16 protein-coding genes are annotated in these 16,526 nt (G+C 33.1%); 7 read left to right on the top strand and 9 right to left on the bottom strand.

The window, feature by feature from the left end:
- The first annotated feature begins 8 nt into the window (after positions 1-8).
- Both JN168_RS13645 and JN168_RS13640 read left to right on the top strand, forming a co-directional pair.
- Entirely contained in the window at positions 9-1,835 is a 1,827-nt protein-coding gene (locus JN168_RS13645; protein ID WP_279526000.1) for a subtype A tannase, read from the top strand.
- Between the two features lie 145 nt (positions 1,836-1,980).
- Positions 1,981-2,181, top strand: a complete 201-nt coding sequence (locus tag JN168_RS13640) for a hypothetical protein (RefSeq protein WP_042737781.1) — start codon at positions 1,981-1,983, stop codon at positions 2,179-2,181.
- A 137-nt stretch (positions 2,182-2,318) separates the two neighbouring features.
- Here JN168_RS13640 and JN168_RS13635 read toward each other — a convergent pair whose 3' ends face one another.
- The 6 genes from JN168_RS13635 to JN168_RS13610 form a co-directional block, all read right to left on the bottom strand.
- Positions 2,319-3,626, bottom strand: a complete 1,308-nt coding sequence (locus JN168_RS13635) for a TrkH family potassium uptake protein (protein ID WP_042737780.1) — start codon at positions 3,624-3,626, stop codon at positions 2,319-2,321.
- A gap of 197 nt (positions 3,627-3,823) precedes the next feature.
- Entirely contained in the window at positions 3,824-4,459 is a 636-nt protein-coding gene (locus tag JN168_RS13630; protein ID WP_042737779.1) for an esterase/lipase family protein, read from the bottom strand.
- 301 nt (positions 4,460-4,760) lie between these two features.
- Positions 4,761-5,228: a DMT family transporter gene (locus JN168_RS13625; protein ID WP_107513419.1), complete on the bottom strand. Its 468-nt coding sequence runs from the start codon at positions 5,226-5,228 to the stop codon at positions 4,761-4,763.
- Between the two features lie 10 nt (positions 5,229-5,238).
- A complete protein-coding gene (locus tag JN168_RS13620; RefSeq protein WP_042737777.1) occupies positions 5,239-5,670 on the bottom strand; it encodes a DMT family transporter in 432 nt (143 codons plus the stop codon).
- Between the two features lie 65 nt (positions 5,671-5,735).
- Positions 5,736-6,053, bottom strand: a complete 318-nt coding sequence (locus tag JN168_RS13615) for an ArsR/SmtB family transcription factor (RefSeq protein WP_042737776.1) — start codon at positions 6,051-6,053, stop codon at positions 5,736-5,738.
- A gap of 90 nt (positions 6,054-6,143) precedes the next feature.
- Positions 6,144-6,905 (bottom strand): SDR family oxidoreductase, encoded by a 762-nt coding sequence (locus tag JN168_RS13610; protein ID WP_042737775.1) that lies wholly within the window; start codon positions 6,903-6,905, stop codon positions 6,144-6,146.
- 262 nt (positions 6,906-7,167) lie between these two features.
- Here JN168_RS13610 and JN168_RS13605 point away from each other — a divergent pair, with 262 nt between their 5' ends.
- The 5 genes from JN168_RS13605 to JN168_RS13585 all read left to right on the top strand — a co-directional run bounded on the left by JN168_RS13605 (position 7,168) and on the right by JN168_RS13585 (position 13,140).
- Positions 7,168-7,980: an oxidoreductase gene (locus JN168_RS13605; RefSeq protein ID WP_107513462.1), complete on the top strand. Its 813-nt coding sequence runs from the start codon at positions 7,168-7,170 to the stop codon at positions 7,978-7,980.
- A 505-nt stretch (positions 7,981-8,485) separates the two neighbouring features.
- Entirely contained in the window at positions 8,486-9,733 is a 1,248-nt protein-coding gene (locus JN168_RS13600; RefSeq protein ID WP_042737924.1) for a dicarboxylate/amino acid:cation symporter, read from the top strand.
- A 391-nt stretch (positions 9,734-10,124) separates the two neighbouring features.
- A complete protein-coding gene (locus JN168_RS13595) occupies positions 10,125-11,336 on the top strand; it encodes a CynX/NimT family MFS transporter (RefSeq protein ID WP_232161952.1) in 1,212 nt (403 codons plus the stop codon).
- A gap of 41 nt (positions 11,337-11,377) precedes the next feature.
- Positions 11,378-12,274, top strand: coding sequence for a PhzF family phenazine biosynthesis protein (locus JN168_RS13590; protein WP_232139081.1), 897 nt, complete (start codon positions 11,378-11,380; stop codon positions 12,272-12,274).
- A gap of 209 nt (positions 12,275-12,483) precedes the next feature.
- Positions 12,484-13,140 (top strand): HXXEE domain-containing protein, encoded by a 657-nt coding sequence (locus JN168_RS13585; protein ID WP_279525999.1) that lies wholly within the window; start codon positions 12,484-12,486, stop codon positions 13,138-13,140.
- Between the two features lie 43 nt (positions 13,141-13,183).
- On the opposite strand, the gene JN168_RS13580 is transcribed toward JN168_RS13585, so the two are convergent.
- From JN168_RS13580 to JN168_RS13570, 3 genes are all read right to left on the bottom strand, one after another.
- Entirely contained in the window at positions 13,184-13,666 is a 483-nt protein-coding gene (locus tag JN168_RS13580) for a GNAT family N-acetyltransferase (protein WP_325960965.1), read from the bottom strand.
- Positions 13,667-13,836: 170 nt separating this feature from the next.
- On the bottom strand, positions 13,837-15,021 hold the full coding sequence (locus tag JN168_RS13575; RefSeq protein ID WP_232138790.1) for an NAD(P)-dependent malic enzyme: 1,185 nt from the start codon (positions 15,019-15,021) through the stop codon (positions 13,837-13,839).
- Positions 15,022-15,071: 50 nt separating this feature from the next.
- Positions 15,072-16,442 (bottom strand): 2-hydroxycarboxylate transporter family protein, encoded by a 1,371-nt coding sequence (locus JN168_RS13570; protein WP_042737768.1) that lies wholly within the window; start codon positions 16,440-16,442, stop codon positions 15,072-15,074.
- Positions 16,443-16,526: the final 84 nt, after the last annotated feature.

Raw genomic sequence — 16,526 nt, 5'->3', positions numbered from 1 at the left:
GGCAACAAATGAAAAAAATAATTATTTCTGTTTTAAGTGCGACTCTGTTGTTAGCAGGATGTAGTTCTCATGATGGACAACAATCTAAAAAGCAGTCTAATAATAGTGTCGATACTTCAAAAGTGAAAATAAAAAACTACAATCAAGCAACATCGAAATTAAAAATAGATAATACGAAGTGGAAGTATGATAGTAAACATAAAGTATACTATCAATTGAATGTGAGTTACGTCACTAAGCCACAAGCTAAAGATGTCGAAAAGATGGGTATTTATGTTCCTGCAGCTTACTTTAATGGTAAGAAGAATAATAAGGGTAACTATACAGTCACGGTTAATAAGACTAATAAAGTTAAAGGTTATACAGCAAAGACGGCACCGATCGTTTATCCAGTAAACACACCAGGTTATGCCGCGCAAAGTGCTCCAGAATCATATAGTTATAGTACGATTTCAAAATATATGAAATCTGGCTTTATCTATGTTCAAGCAGGATTAAGAGGTCGTAGCATGTCTATGGGTGACCAGCAATCTAGTAAACAAAAAGTGGATTATGAAATTGGCGCGCCTTGGGGTGTGACAGATTTGAAAGCAGCGGTACGTTACTATCGATTTAATAGTAATGCTTTACCTGGTAATAGTACTAAAGTTTATACATTTGGCCATAGTGGAGGAGGAGCACAAAGTTCAATTATGGGTGCTTCCGGAGACAGTAAATTATATTACAAATATCTGAAAAAAATCGGTGCTGCTATGACAGATAAAGATGGTAAATACATCAGTGATAAAATAGATGGCGCAATGGCTTGGTGTCCAATAACAAGTTTAGATCAAGCAGATGCAGCATATGAATGGAATATGGGCCAATATTCTAATTCAGGTAAAAGAAAAGATAATACATTTACTGGTCAATTATCTACTGATTTAGCAGCAAGTTATGGTAAATATTTAAATAAATTAAATCTAAAAGATGGCAATAAGCAATTAACATTGAAAAAATCTAAAAATGGTGAATATACTAACGGTTCATATGTAAAATATATGAAAAAAGAAATAGAAAAATCGGCGACAGAATTTTTAAATAATACGAAATTCCCATATAAACAAAGTAATAGTCAGCAAGCTGGTATGACAATGCCAAGTGAAGGCCAAAAGCAAAATAAAAAAATGCCACAAATGATGGGTCAACAAACAAGTAAGACCTATAAAACAATGGATGACTATTTAAAATCCTTGAATAAAAAAGGAAAATGGATTACTTATAATAAGAAAACCAAGCAAGCACATATTACTAGCTTGAAGGATTTCGCTAAATATTATAAAAAACCAACAAAAAATGTACCTGCATTTGACGATTTAAATAAGAGTCAAGCTGAGAACGAAGTATTTGGTACGTCTGGAAATAATAGTAAGTTACATTTCGATAAGACTGTTGCTCAACTCCTAACAAACAACAAAACAGAATATAGTAAATTAAGTGGTTGGAAAGCTAAATACGCTAAAGCATATAAAGATGATTTAACGAAAAAGGATGCATTGGGATCATCTATTGCGACAAGACAAAATATGTATAATCCAATGTATTATTTATCAGATGCGTATAGTGGCTATGGAAAATCCAATGTAGCTAAAAATTGGAGAATTAGAACAGGTATTCAACAAGGTGATACATCACTTAATGTAGAAACGAACTTAGCTTTAGCTTTAAAACAAATAGTTGGAAAAGGGCATGTTGATTTTAAAACAATTTGGGATAAACAACACACAATGGCTGAAACTTCAGGAGACCCTGAGACAAACTTTATTAATTGGGTTAAAAAAGTAAATAAAAAATAGTGGATTTACTTAAAGAGGCACAATATGAGAGGTATTATAGGTGGAATTTAACCTTTTTTCAGAATAAGTTCTTATTTAATATAAACTTGCAAATTTTCATTTAATCTATATAATTTAAGAACGAGGATTAAAGGGGATGAAAGTTATGAAAAAGAAAAACCAACAATATAATATCAAAGACGATTATATGGATTCTAGAGAAGAATTAGAAATTCATGCTTTACGTATACAAGAGCTTGAACAAAATCAAGCTAAAGGTAAGATTTTCTATGTGATTCCATTATTCGCTTTATCAACGGCTGCTATTGTAATTGCAGTATATAGCTATTTAAAGCATAAAGCATAAATATTAACGATATCAGGTTACACAAAGGTTTATGACTGATAAACTAACATCATTAGTAAAAAGGCTAATCGAGAGATTAATTTCCTCGATTAGCCTTTTTTAAATTGCCGGTAGTTAGCTAGCACGTCACCTTATAATTACATTTGTATTTCTTCTTTAGCATAATAGTATGATGATTCTACTTTTGGTGCTTGGAAAATTGATAATAAAATGAACAATCCAACCTTTCCAAGAATCATTACGCAAATAATTACAATTTTAGAAATCGTAGAAAGATCGGCAGTGATACCTGTCGATAATCCAACTGTACCAAATGCTGAAACCACTTCAAATAACAATTTTATAAAGGGAATATGGGGTTCGGCAATGGTAATAATAAATGTTGCGATACCAATTGAAAACATACCTAAAACAAATATTAATATGGCATTGTTTACTTGATGTTTGAGTAAAGACCGTTTGAAAATTTGTGGATGTTCAATGCCCATCATTCGTGAATAAATGTAAACGAGAATAACTGTGAAAGTTGTCACTTTGATACCACCAGCAGAACTCATTGGTGCAGCCCCGATAAACATCAGTACGATAAACACGAGAATAGTCGGATTCGTAATCTTACTCATATCGACAGAGTTAAATCCAGCAGTACGTGTAGAGACCGACTGGAAGAATGATTTGAATAACTGTTCATGAACGCTAGAGCCTTTGAGTACATGATGATACTCTAATAACCAAAATGCAATAGTACCACCAACAATCAATGTAAATGTCGACACGAGTACAATTTTAGTGTGTAATTTTAGCTTGGTGATTTTACGAGTTTTAACAACATCTAAGATAACGATATAACCTATTCCACCGAAAATAATAAGTGCGGGTACAATGATGTTAATCATTGGATTACCACTATAGGACATAAGATTATCTGAAAACAGTGAAAATCCAGCATTATTAAATGCAGAAACGGATGTGAATAAACTGATGAAACTACCACGGGCTAAACCGTAATCTGGTATAAATACTAAATTTAACATTAAGAATCCTAAGAACTCTACGCCAAATGCAAATGCGATCATTTGGATCGTTAACTTTAATAAACTAGCATTTTTATCACTGTTCCATGTAATCATTAATAAACTACGTTCATTATATGTGATTTTTTTACGACTTAAGATCAGTACAAATATCGATAGCGTTACAATTCCTATTCCTCCGATTTGTATGAGGAGCATAATGATGGTTTCTCCTAAGGCATTAAATTGTTTCGGTACATCAACGGTAGAGAGTCCAGTTACCGTGAACGCGCTACTAGCGACAAAAAAAGCATCGATTAATGATATTGGCTTCTTACCGGTTACAGGTAAATATAACAGTAGGGAACCAATTACTGTAGTCGTTAAAAATAGTGATAAATATAAATAAGTTAATTGAGTAACATTTTTCAACTTTAATCACCTTGTTTTAATAGATATATAGGATAGTACGCCTATAATTTATTTATAGCAAGTATTATTTCAACTTTATTTTAAAATAGTATTTTCTAATGTAGCTTAATAATAAAAAACACCTTCGAGGATCATCACTGCTAAGTGAATAATCGACGAAAGTGTTGTACTGTATTGCACAATAAATAGTTTATAGATTAATTTAAACTTGTGCCGCCACCGTTTAATCCATCTTTAATATATTGATTGACTTGATTATTATATAAAAATTGAAGGTGTGTAATGCCTGGAAGACGAATATTCTTACCACCGTTTAAGTATGAAAGGTTTGCAGCAACCACACCATCTGAAAGGCTATAAATAGAAGTATATTTAATCTTATTGTCTTCTCCAGGACCATTAATTGCTTGATTTGTAGTTAAACCATTTGCACCTGCTAAAGTTACGACATTAGATACTTTAGTTTCTCCACCTAAGTTTTTGATGAAATACATTGTATTTGCGCCACCCATGCTGTGTGCGACGATATCAACTTTTTTAGCACCAGTTTTTTGTAACACACTATCGATATATCTTTTTAGTTGAGGCCCATTTGTAGAATTAGATCCTTGTTTATTGTAGAATTCCACCGCATAGAATTGATTTCGGTCCCACCCTTGAGAAGCCAAATAATTTTTAATGCCATAGAAATTTGATGCACTGCCACCAATACCGTGTACAAAGACGACAGGGTTATGCTTTGTTGTAGCTGCTTCAGTATTAGGGGTAAAGCTAGTTAACGCTGAAAATGTAAGTAAGACACTTAAAACAAAAGTTATTATTATTTTTTTCATATCCTATATCTCCTAAATCTATATTTAAGATAATAATAAAATTAAAATTAAAGAATATCAATATAATTTTTATTAAAAAATTGTTAATTATTTATAGATATAGTTTTAGAATAAAAAAAGCAGTTTAAATATTTGAATATTAAAGAATTACATTAAAAAATGGCTACGCTCATATTATAAATATAAGGTAACCATAAATATTTGTTTTTACTGCTTATATAAGGGGAGTAATTCATACGAAAGTTATAGTTCTTTTATTAATCATAGCATTCCATTTTTAATATAGAAAAAGCACTAATAATTATGATTTAGCACCATATACACTATTTTTAATTTCAGCTTTATATATTAATCTTAACGCGATTAACATAATAATTAGAGCGGCAACTCTTTTCACATCAAAGTGAATGGTTAAGCCTTCAAACCAACCAAAATGATCAATGACCATCCCCATTGTTAACTGTCCAATAACGGCAGATATATTGGCAGATATAACACCAATTTTCGGTATGGCTACAATAGTTAAGAATAAATAACCAACACCAAACCAAACTGCAGCAAGTTGCCATTTAGGTGCGTGAAAGAATTCTAAAAAGCTACCATGCCCAAAGAATAAAGTGATAATAAATAAAATAAAGCCACCAGTAATAAATGTTAGAAATGCACTCTCTAATGTGCCAGCCTTCTTACTAAAAGAACCATTAACTGCTGATTGTGTACTTAACGTAATACCTGCAATGAGTGTGCTAATTACTATAAATATTTGCATCATAAACCTCCTAATATATTAATGTTAAGGCGATTATCATTAATATAATCGCGATAATTTTTTCGATGCGCAGGGGCTTTTTCTCACTGCCGAGCAAGCCGTAATGTTCAATAATGGCGCTCATTATCATTTGACCAACTACGACACTACCCATCGCAAGTCCAACACCAATTACAGGAATTGCAAATACTAAGACGGTAAGGTAGACTACCCCAAGTAATCCTCCAGTTAGTTCCCATTTGGGTGCTCTAACGGTATAAGACAGTGACCCTTTCCCTAAAAATAATAAGGCGATTGCTAAAATGATTGAACCAACAGCAAAGTTATATAAACTACTTTCCAACTTTCCAATATGATCACCTAAAACAGCATAAATAGAACCTTCAATACTTAAAAATATACCAGCGACAATCGCGATGATATAAAAAACAAACTTCTTCATTAACTTCCCTCTTTTCTTTATTTCGCGAATTAACGAATTGTTATCGTAAAAAAAGAATCTCTATATTAAAGATCCTTTTTCATAATATTGACTAATTGATTAATATTGGCTTCATTTCTTCTATAGTATGTCCATTGACCATGTCGTTCTGATTCCAATAATCCCACTTGTTGCATCATTTTCAAATAATGAGAGACGGTTGATGGGGACATATTAGCCTTTTCCTGAATGTCACCAACACAAACGCCACCTTTTTCACTCATGTTCTTATTGAGATGAGCAGTAGGCTTATCAAAATGTTCTAGTGGGTTCTTTAGCCAAATTAAAATATCTACGCGTGTGCGGTTACTCAATACTTTAAAAACATCTACTATATTTTCCATGTGAATTATACTATTCGATAATTTTCGAAATGTCAAACATAAAATTTAATAATATAAATCAGACATTAATAATTGTAGTTACTTAGTATATTAAATCGTATCTTTGAGTTGTTGATACATATCTGAAGTAACTTGGTCTAATTCCTCTTTCGTCATTGTTAGACGTTCCTTAGACGACCCATATCCAATATGATGTTTATCTTGAACTAAACCTTCAAAGATTTCATTGATAAAGTCTGTCGGATCTGCGCCAAATGTATGGATACCTTTACCACCTAAGTCTGTATTCACAGCTGGAGGAATGACTTCATAAACATTAGTGTTTGTTTCAGAGAGTTGATGTCTTAAACTAGTGGAAAATGAACTAACCGCTGCTTTCGTTGCAGAATAAATAGGTGCAATTGCCATCGGTGAAAAGGCTAACCCAGACGAAACATTAATAATACTAGCTTCATTATTACTTTTAGCGAAATATTGACCAAATAATATTGAAAACTGGACTGTAGCATCAAAGTTAATATCTATTTCCGTCTTTAGTGATTCCCAGTCATTTTTGGCATCTGCAGTTAAAAGGTTGAAACGATTTTGAATTCCTGCATTATTGACGATAACGTTGACATCTGGATAATGCGTCGTTACCCACTCAAACAATGCAACTCTTTCATCAGCATGTGTAACATCACATTGCTTGGTAATGATTTCAGGAAATTCAGCTTCTAATGTAGTCAGTTTTTCAGTATTACGACCACACACGATGATTTGATTGTCATTATTGTAAAATTTCTTAGAAAATTGATAACCAATGCCTGATGCGCCACCTGTAACTAAAATTGTGTTACCTTTTATATTCAATATAAACACCTCTATTTAAAAATTAAGTGTGAAAAGTATATTATGTTTAACGTTGAATTTCTAATAATCAGTTTTTATAAATTTAGCAGAATGTGTTAAGCATATTTAAATTTTATTAAAGTGTAGAGATAATCATTTATATTATGTAACGACTGGAATAAAAATATTTAATGACGGATTAATATAACTTTTTAAAAAAATGCGAATTTATGATATGTTTGCACAACGACAGGAAGTCATTATGAACAGGAGAATGGGAAAAATGAAAGTAGCTTTAGTAACAGGCGCGAGTAGTGGTATTGGTTATGAAACTGCTAAGTATTTAGCGAAAAAAGATTATATTGTTTATGCTGGATCTAGAACTGTAGAAAAAATGCAGTCCTTAAAGGCATATCATGCACATATTGTAGAATTAGATGTTACGGATCAACAACAAATTAATGCAGTAGTAAATGAAATTGTAAAAAAAGAAGGTAAAATAGATGTCCTAGTGAATAGTGCAGGATATGGTTCATTAGGGGCAGTTGAAGATATTGAATTAGATGAAGCGAGAAAGCAGTTTGAGGTAAATTTATTTGGTTTATCTGAAATGATTAAGGCAGTTTTACCGACGATGCGTGCACAACGTAGTGGTACAATCGTTAATGTCTCATCAATAAGTGGTCGTTTGCCTAGCTATTTTGGGGCATGGTATAACGCCTCTAAACATGCTTTAGAAGGTTATAGCTCAAGCTTACGTTTAGAGCTTGAAGAGTTTGGTATCAAAGTTGTTGTAATTCAACCGGGAAGTATTAACACAAATTGGGGGTTAATTGCTGCGGATAACTTAACAAAAGTATCGCAAGGTAGCGCATATCAAAAGAAATCTGCAGTTATAGCAGACATGTTGCGCACGCAATTTAACTCTAACCAATTGCCACAACCATCTGTTGTAGCAAAACGTATAGTTAAGACAGTTGAGCATCAACATATACGTCAACGATTTATTGTTGGGAAATTTGCAAAATGTTTAGTTTTTGTGAACAAAATTTTACCAAGTAAATTATATAACTGGATTATTCAAAGAAGTATGTAAGTCAAAATTCATTTCAAAAGGGGGATAAATCCTTTTGTAACAGTTTTTTGAGTAAATATAAACATTAATGTAGATTTATTAATTTAAAAGATATAGTGATTTGTAGAAAATGAATATATGTTTCGCAAAACTTTTTAATATAAAAAGTACTTTGAATTATTGAAAATTCAAGATATAATAGTCAAAGCGTAGAGAAAAATTTAATATATTGAATAGTTATAAACTGTAGATATACTTTTTTCAAAGATTAACAATGATACTTAGTCTTTGATGGGAGTATATCCTTTTTATTAAAAACGTTTTCATTATTAAAAAGCAACGCCTTTTAAGCTTTATAAATACATATCGTATGCTTATGTTATATATTTTAGAGTTAACACATAATTATTATTTTTAGGACAAATAGCTATGTGCATGACTGAGGAAGTGAATTTTTAAAGGGCGCTCCTTTTTAATATTTGTGAGGAGGAAGAGTGTGAAATTTTTTAAAAAAGTTAGTTTGCCTATGCAAATAGTCATCGCTTTAATTTTAGGGGTAATTGTAGGAAGTATTCTACATGGCAACAAAGATGTTATTAATTATATTCAACCATTCGGGGATATATTTTTAAATTTAATTAAAATGATAGTTGTACCGATTGTATTTTGTTCATTAGCAATATCTATTTCAAACGTTGGTGATACAAAGACAATTGGACGTTATGGTGGTAAAACATTACTATACTTTATTTTTATGACAACTTTTGCAATCGCTTTAGGTTTAATCTTTGGGAACTTATTTAAACCAGGTAGTGGTTTGAATGCAGATTTATTACCTAAAGGTGATATTTCAAAATATGAAAGTACTGCAAAAAGTGCAGAAGGTAGTACATATGGAAACCATTTAATAGATACGGTAGTAAATATCGTTCCAACCAATATATTTGAGGCATTATCTTCAGGTGAGTTATTGCCAATTATCTTTTTCTCTGTGTTCTTTGGTCTTGCTTTGGCAGCAATTGGCGAAAAAGCGAAACCAGTTAAAGACTTTTTAGGTGGCGCATTAGAAGCTGTATTCTGGATGATTGGTAAGGTCTTATTATTAGCACCAATCGCTGTTTTTGCTTTTATTAGTACAACGATTATTACTTTTGGTATTTCAGCGTTAATACCATTATTTAAATTATGTTTAACAGTTGTTATTGCGATGTTCTTCTTTATCTTCATCGTACTGGGCATCGTATCACGTTTATGTGGTGTAAAGATTGTCAGTATCATGAAATTATTGAAAAACGAGCTAATGCTTGCATTTTCTACGGCAAGTTCAGAAGCGGTATTGCCAACTGTTATGAGAAAAATGGAACGCTTTGGTGTACCGAGAGATATTGCATCTTTCGTATTACCAACGGGTTACTCATTCAACCTTGATGGTGCAGCTATGTACCAATCTATTGCAGCATTATTCGTTGCACAACTCTACGGCGTACATTTAAGTATTGGCGAACAAATTATCTTAATGATTACTTTGATGTTAACTTCAAAAGGTATGGCAGGTGTGCCTGGTGCCTCTATCGTAGTATTGTTAACAACATTAGGATCAGTCGGATTAAATCCACAAGGACTTGCATTAATTATTGGTGTGGACAGAATCTTAGAAATGTTGAGAACATGTGTTAACGTATTAGGTAACTCAGTGGCAAGTGTTGTAATTGCAAAATCAGAAGGCGTATATGATAAAAAACGAGGAGAAGAATATTTGAAAGGCCAGGCTTAGTTTGGTTAAGTAAATTTACTTCAACCAGCAGAATATATTATCGATAAAAAGGTAGTTTCCTAAAATATAGGAAGCTACCTTTTTGTATATAGTAATGTTGATGATGAGATAGATAAGACGAACTTTAATTCATAAATACTAGAGGAGAAAGAGAAATAAACAACCATTACTTTTTTTAATTTAAATAATTACAAAACAATCTATTGTTTGAAAACGTTTTTTTACTACGTTAATATATTTTTTAACAATTTTATATCATAAAAAATATAATTTCGCTGATAATTTGCTACGTTAGTTGATTCAATTAAAAATAGACGAGCGATTAACTGGCACCAGTGATATGTATATTTATGTTATTAAATTCAAACTTAACGTAGAAAGGTTGCATGAAATGAGCGAAACTTATCGTATACACAGGATAAAAGAAAATTGGGGTATTATCATAGCAATTATATTTATTGCTTCTACTTTACGTGCACCATTAACCTCTGTAGGTCCAGTGGTTAGTGAAATAACTAAAGTGTTGCAAGTAAGTGATAGCGTGGCAGGATCATTAATTACAATCCCTTTGCTAATATTTGCTATAGTATCACCATTAGTATCAAAGGTTACAGCTCATTTGAGCGTATCCAGGACAATTTTACTATCTACTTTATTATTAAGTGTTGCACTCATTATTCGAGTGATTGGCGACATTAACATTTTTTTATTAGGAACCGTACTTTTAGGCATTGGTATTGCCTTTGGTAATGTCTTGTTGCCAAGCTTTGTTAAATGGTACTTTCCTACACAAATCGGAGTTGCCACGGGTATATATAGTGCCACTATGCATTTTACTGCTGGAATTGGTGGTGGTTTGAGCTTCCCTTTATCAACCATTTCACCACTAAGTTTTAGAATCTCACTTTCTGTTTGGTTTATATTAGCGATTATTGCTATTATCCTATGGCTGCCCAAAGCCGTACATGTCTTCCACTTAGAAAAAGCTACGAAACAACAAAATCGAACGACTACTCATTGTAATAAAAATGTCTTTAAATCAAAGTTATCATGGATGATCGCCATCACTATGGGCTTCCAATCAATGATTGTATACACAGTTGTTGCATGGGTACCTTCTATCTTAATGGACAGAGGTATTGATCCGTCGACTGCAGGTTATTTATTTATGATAAATCAATTTGCACAAGTACCTATGACATTTACCTTCCCTATCATTGCAGACAAATTGAAAGATCAGCGTATTTTAGTTTTTATCGTTTCATTCCTATTTTTAATCGGATTTAGTCTGCTATTTAGTCATACGTTTATATTACTAGTTATTGGTGTTATCATATCCGGTTTGGCAATGGGGGCATGCTTTAGTTTATGTATGACATTCTTTTCAATAAGAGCTCGTACAAGCGGTGGTAGCGTGTCTTTATCAGGGTTTGGTCAATCATTAGGTTACTTTATTGGTGCTATGGGACCTATTTGTGTAGGATTTACTTATGATGCAAGTGGCGGTTGGCAAATAGGTATTATCTCATTAATAGTGATGTCACTTCTGTTTGCAGTATTTGGTTACTTCGCTGCTGAAAATAAAGTAATCGAAGATGAATAGTTGGTCTAATAATGATTTATTTTGAGAGGAGTGTTTGGCACATTACTAAAATTAAAGTACACCATTATGATGCATTCAGTAATACACCAAATAAAGGTAATCCAGCAGGTGTAGTACTTGATGCTAATGACTTAACTGAACTAGAAATGCAAGATATCGCTCAACAAGTAGGATTTAATGAAACGGCGTTTGTACAAAATTCTGATTTTGCAGATTTTAAATTACGTTACTTTACACCTGGTCAAGAAATGAACTTATGTGGTCATGCTACGATGGCAACATTGTATGCTTTAAAAACAGCAAGACAATTAGTGGATAAAAAGGAAGTTAGTATTGAAACAAAAGCAGGAATATTAACTATTCAGCTTGAAGTCAATGCTGCGCAGAATATAGATATTACAATGCAACAAGCTACCCCAGAATTTAAACCATTCACTGGCTCAACTACTGACTTAGTGACTTTGTTAAATATAACTGAAGCGGATGTCATTGATGACTTACCTATTGTATATGGGAGCACCGGCTTGTGGACGCTAATTGTACCTGTTAAGTCATTATCAGTGATGCAACAAATGAAACCTCAAACTGCTAAATTTCCAGATGTTGTAACAGAAATGCCTAAAGTATCGATTCATCCCTTATGCTTTGAAACTTATGATGCAAAGGCAGATATGCATGGTAGACATTTTTCATCTCCGTATTCTGGTACAGTGGAAGATCCAGTTACTGGGACTGCTTCGGGTGTGATGGGTGTGTATTATGCAAAATTTGTTGACCAGGAGTCTCAAGATACCTATCAATTTGTGGTCGAACAAGGGCAAGAAATAGATAAAGATGGTCGTGTCCTCGTAAATATAAAAATTTCTGATAATCATTATAATGTTCAAATTACTGGAACAGCAGTGTATGTTGATACTATGGAAATTACCTTGAATTAGGTGAGTATTCTGATTTTAATAAAAAATTACTGATAAATAGCTGAAGATTGTTTTTCATTGTTAAAGCACGAACTATAAGCAAATATTGTTTTCTTTTATTACAAAAGTGGTATAGATAACTTAATTTGAAATTATAAATTACATAAAGTATTAATTTCTTTATGTATTTAAAAAATTAGTTAAATATACTTGGTGCTTGGAGAGAGAACATGAAATTTATCAGCAATTATTGGCAATACCTTACTGTGTTCGTTGTGATTATACTTAGTTTATATATGGTTTTTTGGGGTTATCAACGTTTAGATGGACTGCAAATGATATTGATGTTTAGCATAATTGCGTTAGCTATACATCAATTTGAAGAATTTGTTTATCCTGGCGGGGCACCTATTGTAGTTAATAAAGCAAGTTTCAGAGAAGAAGTTGATTTTAGCCATTACCCAGGAAATACTTTGTCGACATTTGTCGTCAATATGAGTGTATATGTTCTTTATATATGCGCTTTAATATTTCCTCAACTTATTTGGTTAGGATTAGCGACTATGATATTTAATTTAATGCAGTTTTTTGGACATGGTTATTCAATAAATAGGGCACTAGGCACTTGGTATAATCCTGGGCTTGTGTCTAGTGTGGTATTCTTTTTACCAATAAGTATTTATTATGTCTATTACGTTCATCATTTTCATCTAGTCAATTTTGTTACATGGATTTTAGCGATTTTAGTCTATTTCATAGCGGTCTTTTTAACTATTACTTTGCCATTTGAGAAGTTGAAAAGTAGAAAGTCTCAGTATGTCATTTCTGACTGGCAACTTGAACGCTATAATAAAATGTTGAAATTTGCAAAATTGAAAAAAGGATAAAACAAAAGGCCCCTAATCTCTAGATAAAGAGTTAGGGGCATATTTATTTGAAATTATCTAATGGTTTAAACATGGAAACAATGGTTAACGGATGTGAGGTATCTTTATAGATTTGTTCTTGCTTATAAATATGGTAACCACTTTGTTTATAGAGATTAATATTTTTCCAAATGTTAGCACGAACTTTACATTTAATTTTAGAAATTTGATGCTTCATACAGTAATTTTCTAAATGATTTAATAAAGATTTTGCAACTCCTTGTCTTTGATAAATAGGGAGTACAGAAAGGCGATAGAAATATAATTCTGTTTCTTCTATTTGAAAGCGTAACATACCGATTGCTTTGTCATCTTGATATGCTATTAAGGCACATTCCCCTTTATTAAATGCATTTTTTATTGTATTTATGGTCTCCTTTAATGCACTTGATGGTACGTTATCATATTGATACTCAGAAAAGGATTGTAGCATTATTTCATGAATAGTCCTGACATCCGACTCTGAGTTTGTTGCAGATATGTTCAAATAATCACCTTCATTATTAAGATTTTCAACTAGTATAGTTGAAACTATTTAATTCGTAAATTATTCGGCAAAGGCCCCTAATCTCTAGATAAAGAGTTAGGGGCTTATTTAGATGTGAAAAAGCCAACGATTGAAGTACGTCACTCAATCGTTGGCTAATGATATAAAAATTATTTTGTCGGTATTGCGATTTCTTTTAATGCATTTTCTTGAACGGCTTTGGCTACTTCTGAGATAACGCGAGGATCTAAGGCATTTGGAATAACGAACTCGGGGTTTAGTTCATCTTCCGTGATGACACTGGCGATTGCTGTCGCTGCAGCAACTTTTGTATCCATTGAGATATATTTAGTTTTTGCATCTAAAATTCCTCTGAATATGCCAGGGAATGCAAGTAGATTGTTAATTTGGTTAGCGAAATCAGAGCGACCGGTACCTACTACTGCAGCACCTGCAGCTAATGCTTCTTCTGGGTAGATTTCAGGTACTGGATTCGCTAGTGCAAAGATGATAGGTTGGTCATTCATAGATTTAATATGTGCTTGGGTAAGCACTTTTGGAGCAGATACACCGATAAATACATCGGCACCATCAATGACTTGAGTTAAGTTACCACGCTGATGTGTACGATTAGTGCGCTGTGCAATGTCTTGTTGCGCAGTGTTCATCCAAGTTTCACCTTCACAAACTACACCTTCTAGACTGACAAGTGTTATATCTGTATAACCAGCTTCGAGCAGTAATTTAGCAATTGCAATACCAGCTGAACCGGCACCATTAATGATTATTTTAATGTCATAGTGTTCCTTTTCAACTACTTTAATGGCATTAATTAATGCGGCTAAGACAACGATTGCTGTACCGTGTTGATCATCATGGAATACAGGAATATCTAGTTCTTCGATGAGTCTTTTTTCAATTTCAAAGCAACGTGGTGCGGAAATATCTTCTAAATTGATTCCTGCAAAATTAGGCTGCAATGCTTTGACAATTGAGATAATTTCTTCAGTGTCTTTAGTATCCAGCGAAATAGGGAAAGCATCTACACCTGCTAATTGCTTGAATAGAATACTTTTACCTTCCATAACTGGAATGGCAGCTTTAGGTCCAATGTCTCCTAGGCCAAGAACTGCTGTGCCATCGGTGATGACACCAATCATATTACCACGAGATGTAAGTGTGTTTGCCTTAGTTTCATCATTTGCGATAGCTGTACATACTTGTGAAACACCCGGTGTATAAACGACACTTAAATCTTCTTCTGAAGAGACATCAACTTTACTATTGATTGTGATTTTACCTGCATGTTGTTCGTGAAATTTAACTGGGTCTAACTTTTCTTCTTCTACTGACATTATTATTACTCCTTAATCCTTATTTAGTCTTTTATATTCATTGTGCTGTGTTAACTGAATAACTTTAATAATAAAGTGGCTAATATGACTGTTGATACGCCACCAATTCTTGTAGCGACTTGTGCGAAAGGCATTAACGCCATACGTTTAGAGGCAGATAGAATAGCTACATCTCCAGTTCCACCTAAACCACTATGACAACCTGTAACAATAGCTGCATCGACTGGGTACATTTTCATAAGTTTTCCTACGAAATAACCTGAAGCAATCATCGTTAATACAACAGATGCACAGATAACGACATAGGCTGGTGTTACGATTTTAACGACATCACCTAGTGGAATATATAACATCCCTAAACCAACCATGAGTGGCCATGTTAAGCTAGTTGAGATAAATTTATATAAATGGTGTGCGCCTTCTTCCATTTTATTAGGCATCCAGCTTAAGCATTTAATGAATGTTGCAAATAAAATCATAATAACTGGTCCAGGAATACCAATAAATTTATGTCCAAGTGTACCTACAATAAAGAATGTACATGCAATTAATAAGCCAGCTCCCATTAGTGAAAAATCTACAGGTTTATCGCTCGCATCTTTTTCTTGTAATAAATCATCACCTTTATCTGCTTTTACTAGTGAACCATTACCAGATAGGTGTGTTTTCTTTTCACCTAAGCGCATCATTAAACCAGCACAAACTACTGCAAGTATATTACCGATAACGGCTGCCGGAATCATTTGTCCTACAAATGTTTCTGCGGATTGGCCTAAGATAGATGAGTAAGCGATGGATAGTGGTAAGATACCTTCACCAATTCCACCACCAATGATTGGTACAATGATAAAGAATAATGTATGTTTAACATCATATCCAAATAAAAGACCAACCAAGATACCCATACCTACAGCGGATAGTGTGCCGACAACTAATGGCACAAACATACGTGTAAAGCCTTGAATCAATACTTTTCCATTCATGCCTAAGATACTACCAACGACTAAGCAAGAAATGTAGAAATATAGGAAGTTGGAAGTTTTCATTAATGTTGTTACAGCTTTCATTGATGCCGGGTTAATCAAGTTTAAAAATACTAAAATGGACGGTATGAGTAATGCCAAAATTGCAGGACCGCCAATGTCCTTTAATATGGGTATACGGTTACCTAAGTCACCTAATAAAATACCTAAGATCATGATGACTGCGAATCCGCCAATCATATCTGGTGGCAATGTATTGTAAACTGATGCAGCAAAGATAATGGCTGCCAATGTAACATAGAGTGGTAAAGGAACGACGCCAATCTTTATCTGCATGAGCTTAGCCCAAATCCCCTTTGACTTACCTTCTTGAACGTCATATTTCGCCTGTTCTTCGCCATCAACAGTAAGCGCTTTCATTTCGCTTTTTGAAATCATATTAATCCCCCTTAATTATCATATGCATATCATAGGATTAAATAAGGGAATTGCACAGTTTATGAAAGTTTAATAATCTTTTTG

It is taken from the genome of Staphylococcus gallinarum, assembly GCF_029774255.1.
Lineage (GTDB): Bacteria > Bacillota > Bacilli > Staphylococcales > Staphylococcaceae > Staphylococcus > Staphylococcus gallinarum.
This window is presented reverse-complemented; position numbering and strand designations above follow the sequence as displayed.

What these genes read in the sequence shown, in the direction of transcription:
- JN168_RS13645 (WP_279526000.1), top strand. Translation starts at nt 9, where the DNA reads ATGAAAAAAATAATTATTTCTGTTTTAAGTGCGACTCTGTTGTTAGCA.
- JN168_RS13640 (WP_042737781.1), top strand. Translation starts at nt 1,981, where the DNA reads ATGAAAAAGAAAAACCAACAATATAATATCAAAGACGATTATATGGAT.
- JN168_RS13630 (WP_042737779.1), bottom strand. Translation starts at nt 4,459, where the DNA reads ATGAAAAAAATAATAATAACTTTTGTTTTAAGTGTCTTACTTACATTT.
- JN168_RS13625 (WP_107513419.1), bottom strand. Translation starts at nt 5,228, where the DNA reads ATGCAAATATTTATAGTAATTAGCACACTCATTGCAGGTATTACGTTA.
- JN168_RS13620 (WP_042737777.1), bottom strand. Translation starts at nt 5,670, where the DNA reads ATGAAGAAGTTTGTTTTTTATATCATCGCGATTGTCGCTGGTATATTT.
- JN168_RS13615 (WP_042737776.1), bottom strand. Translation starts at nt 6,053, where the DNA reads ATGGAAAATATAGTAGATGTTTTTAAAGTATTGAGTAACCGCACACGC.
- JN168_RS13605 (WP_107513462.1), top strand. Translation starts at nt 7,168, where the DNA reads ATGAAAGTAGCTTTAGTAACAGGCGCGAGTAGTGGTATTGGTTATGAA.
- JN168_RS13600 (WP_042737924.1), top strand. Translation starts at nt 8,486, where the DNA reads ATGCAAATAGTCATCGCTTTAATTTTAGGGGTAATTGTAGGAAGTATT.
- JN168_RS13595 (WP_232161952.1), top strand. Translation starts at nt 10,125, where the DNA reads ATGAGCGAAACTTATCGTATACACAGGATAAAAGAAAATTGGGGTATT.
- JN168_RS13585 (WP_279525999.1), top strand. Translation starts at nt 12,484, where the DNA reads ATGAAATTTATCAGCAATTATTGGCAATACCTTACTGTGTTCGTTGTG.
- JN168_RS13575 (WP_232138790.1), bottom strand. Translation starts at nt 15,021, where the DNA reads ATGTCAGTAGAAGAAGAAAAGTTAGACCCAGTTAAATTTCACGAACAA.
- JN168_RS13570 (WP_042737768.1), bottom strand. Translation starts at nt 16,442, where the DNA reads ATGATTTCAAAAAGCGAAATGAAAGCGCTTACTGTTGATGGCGAAGAA.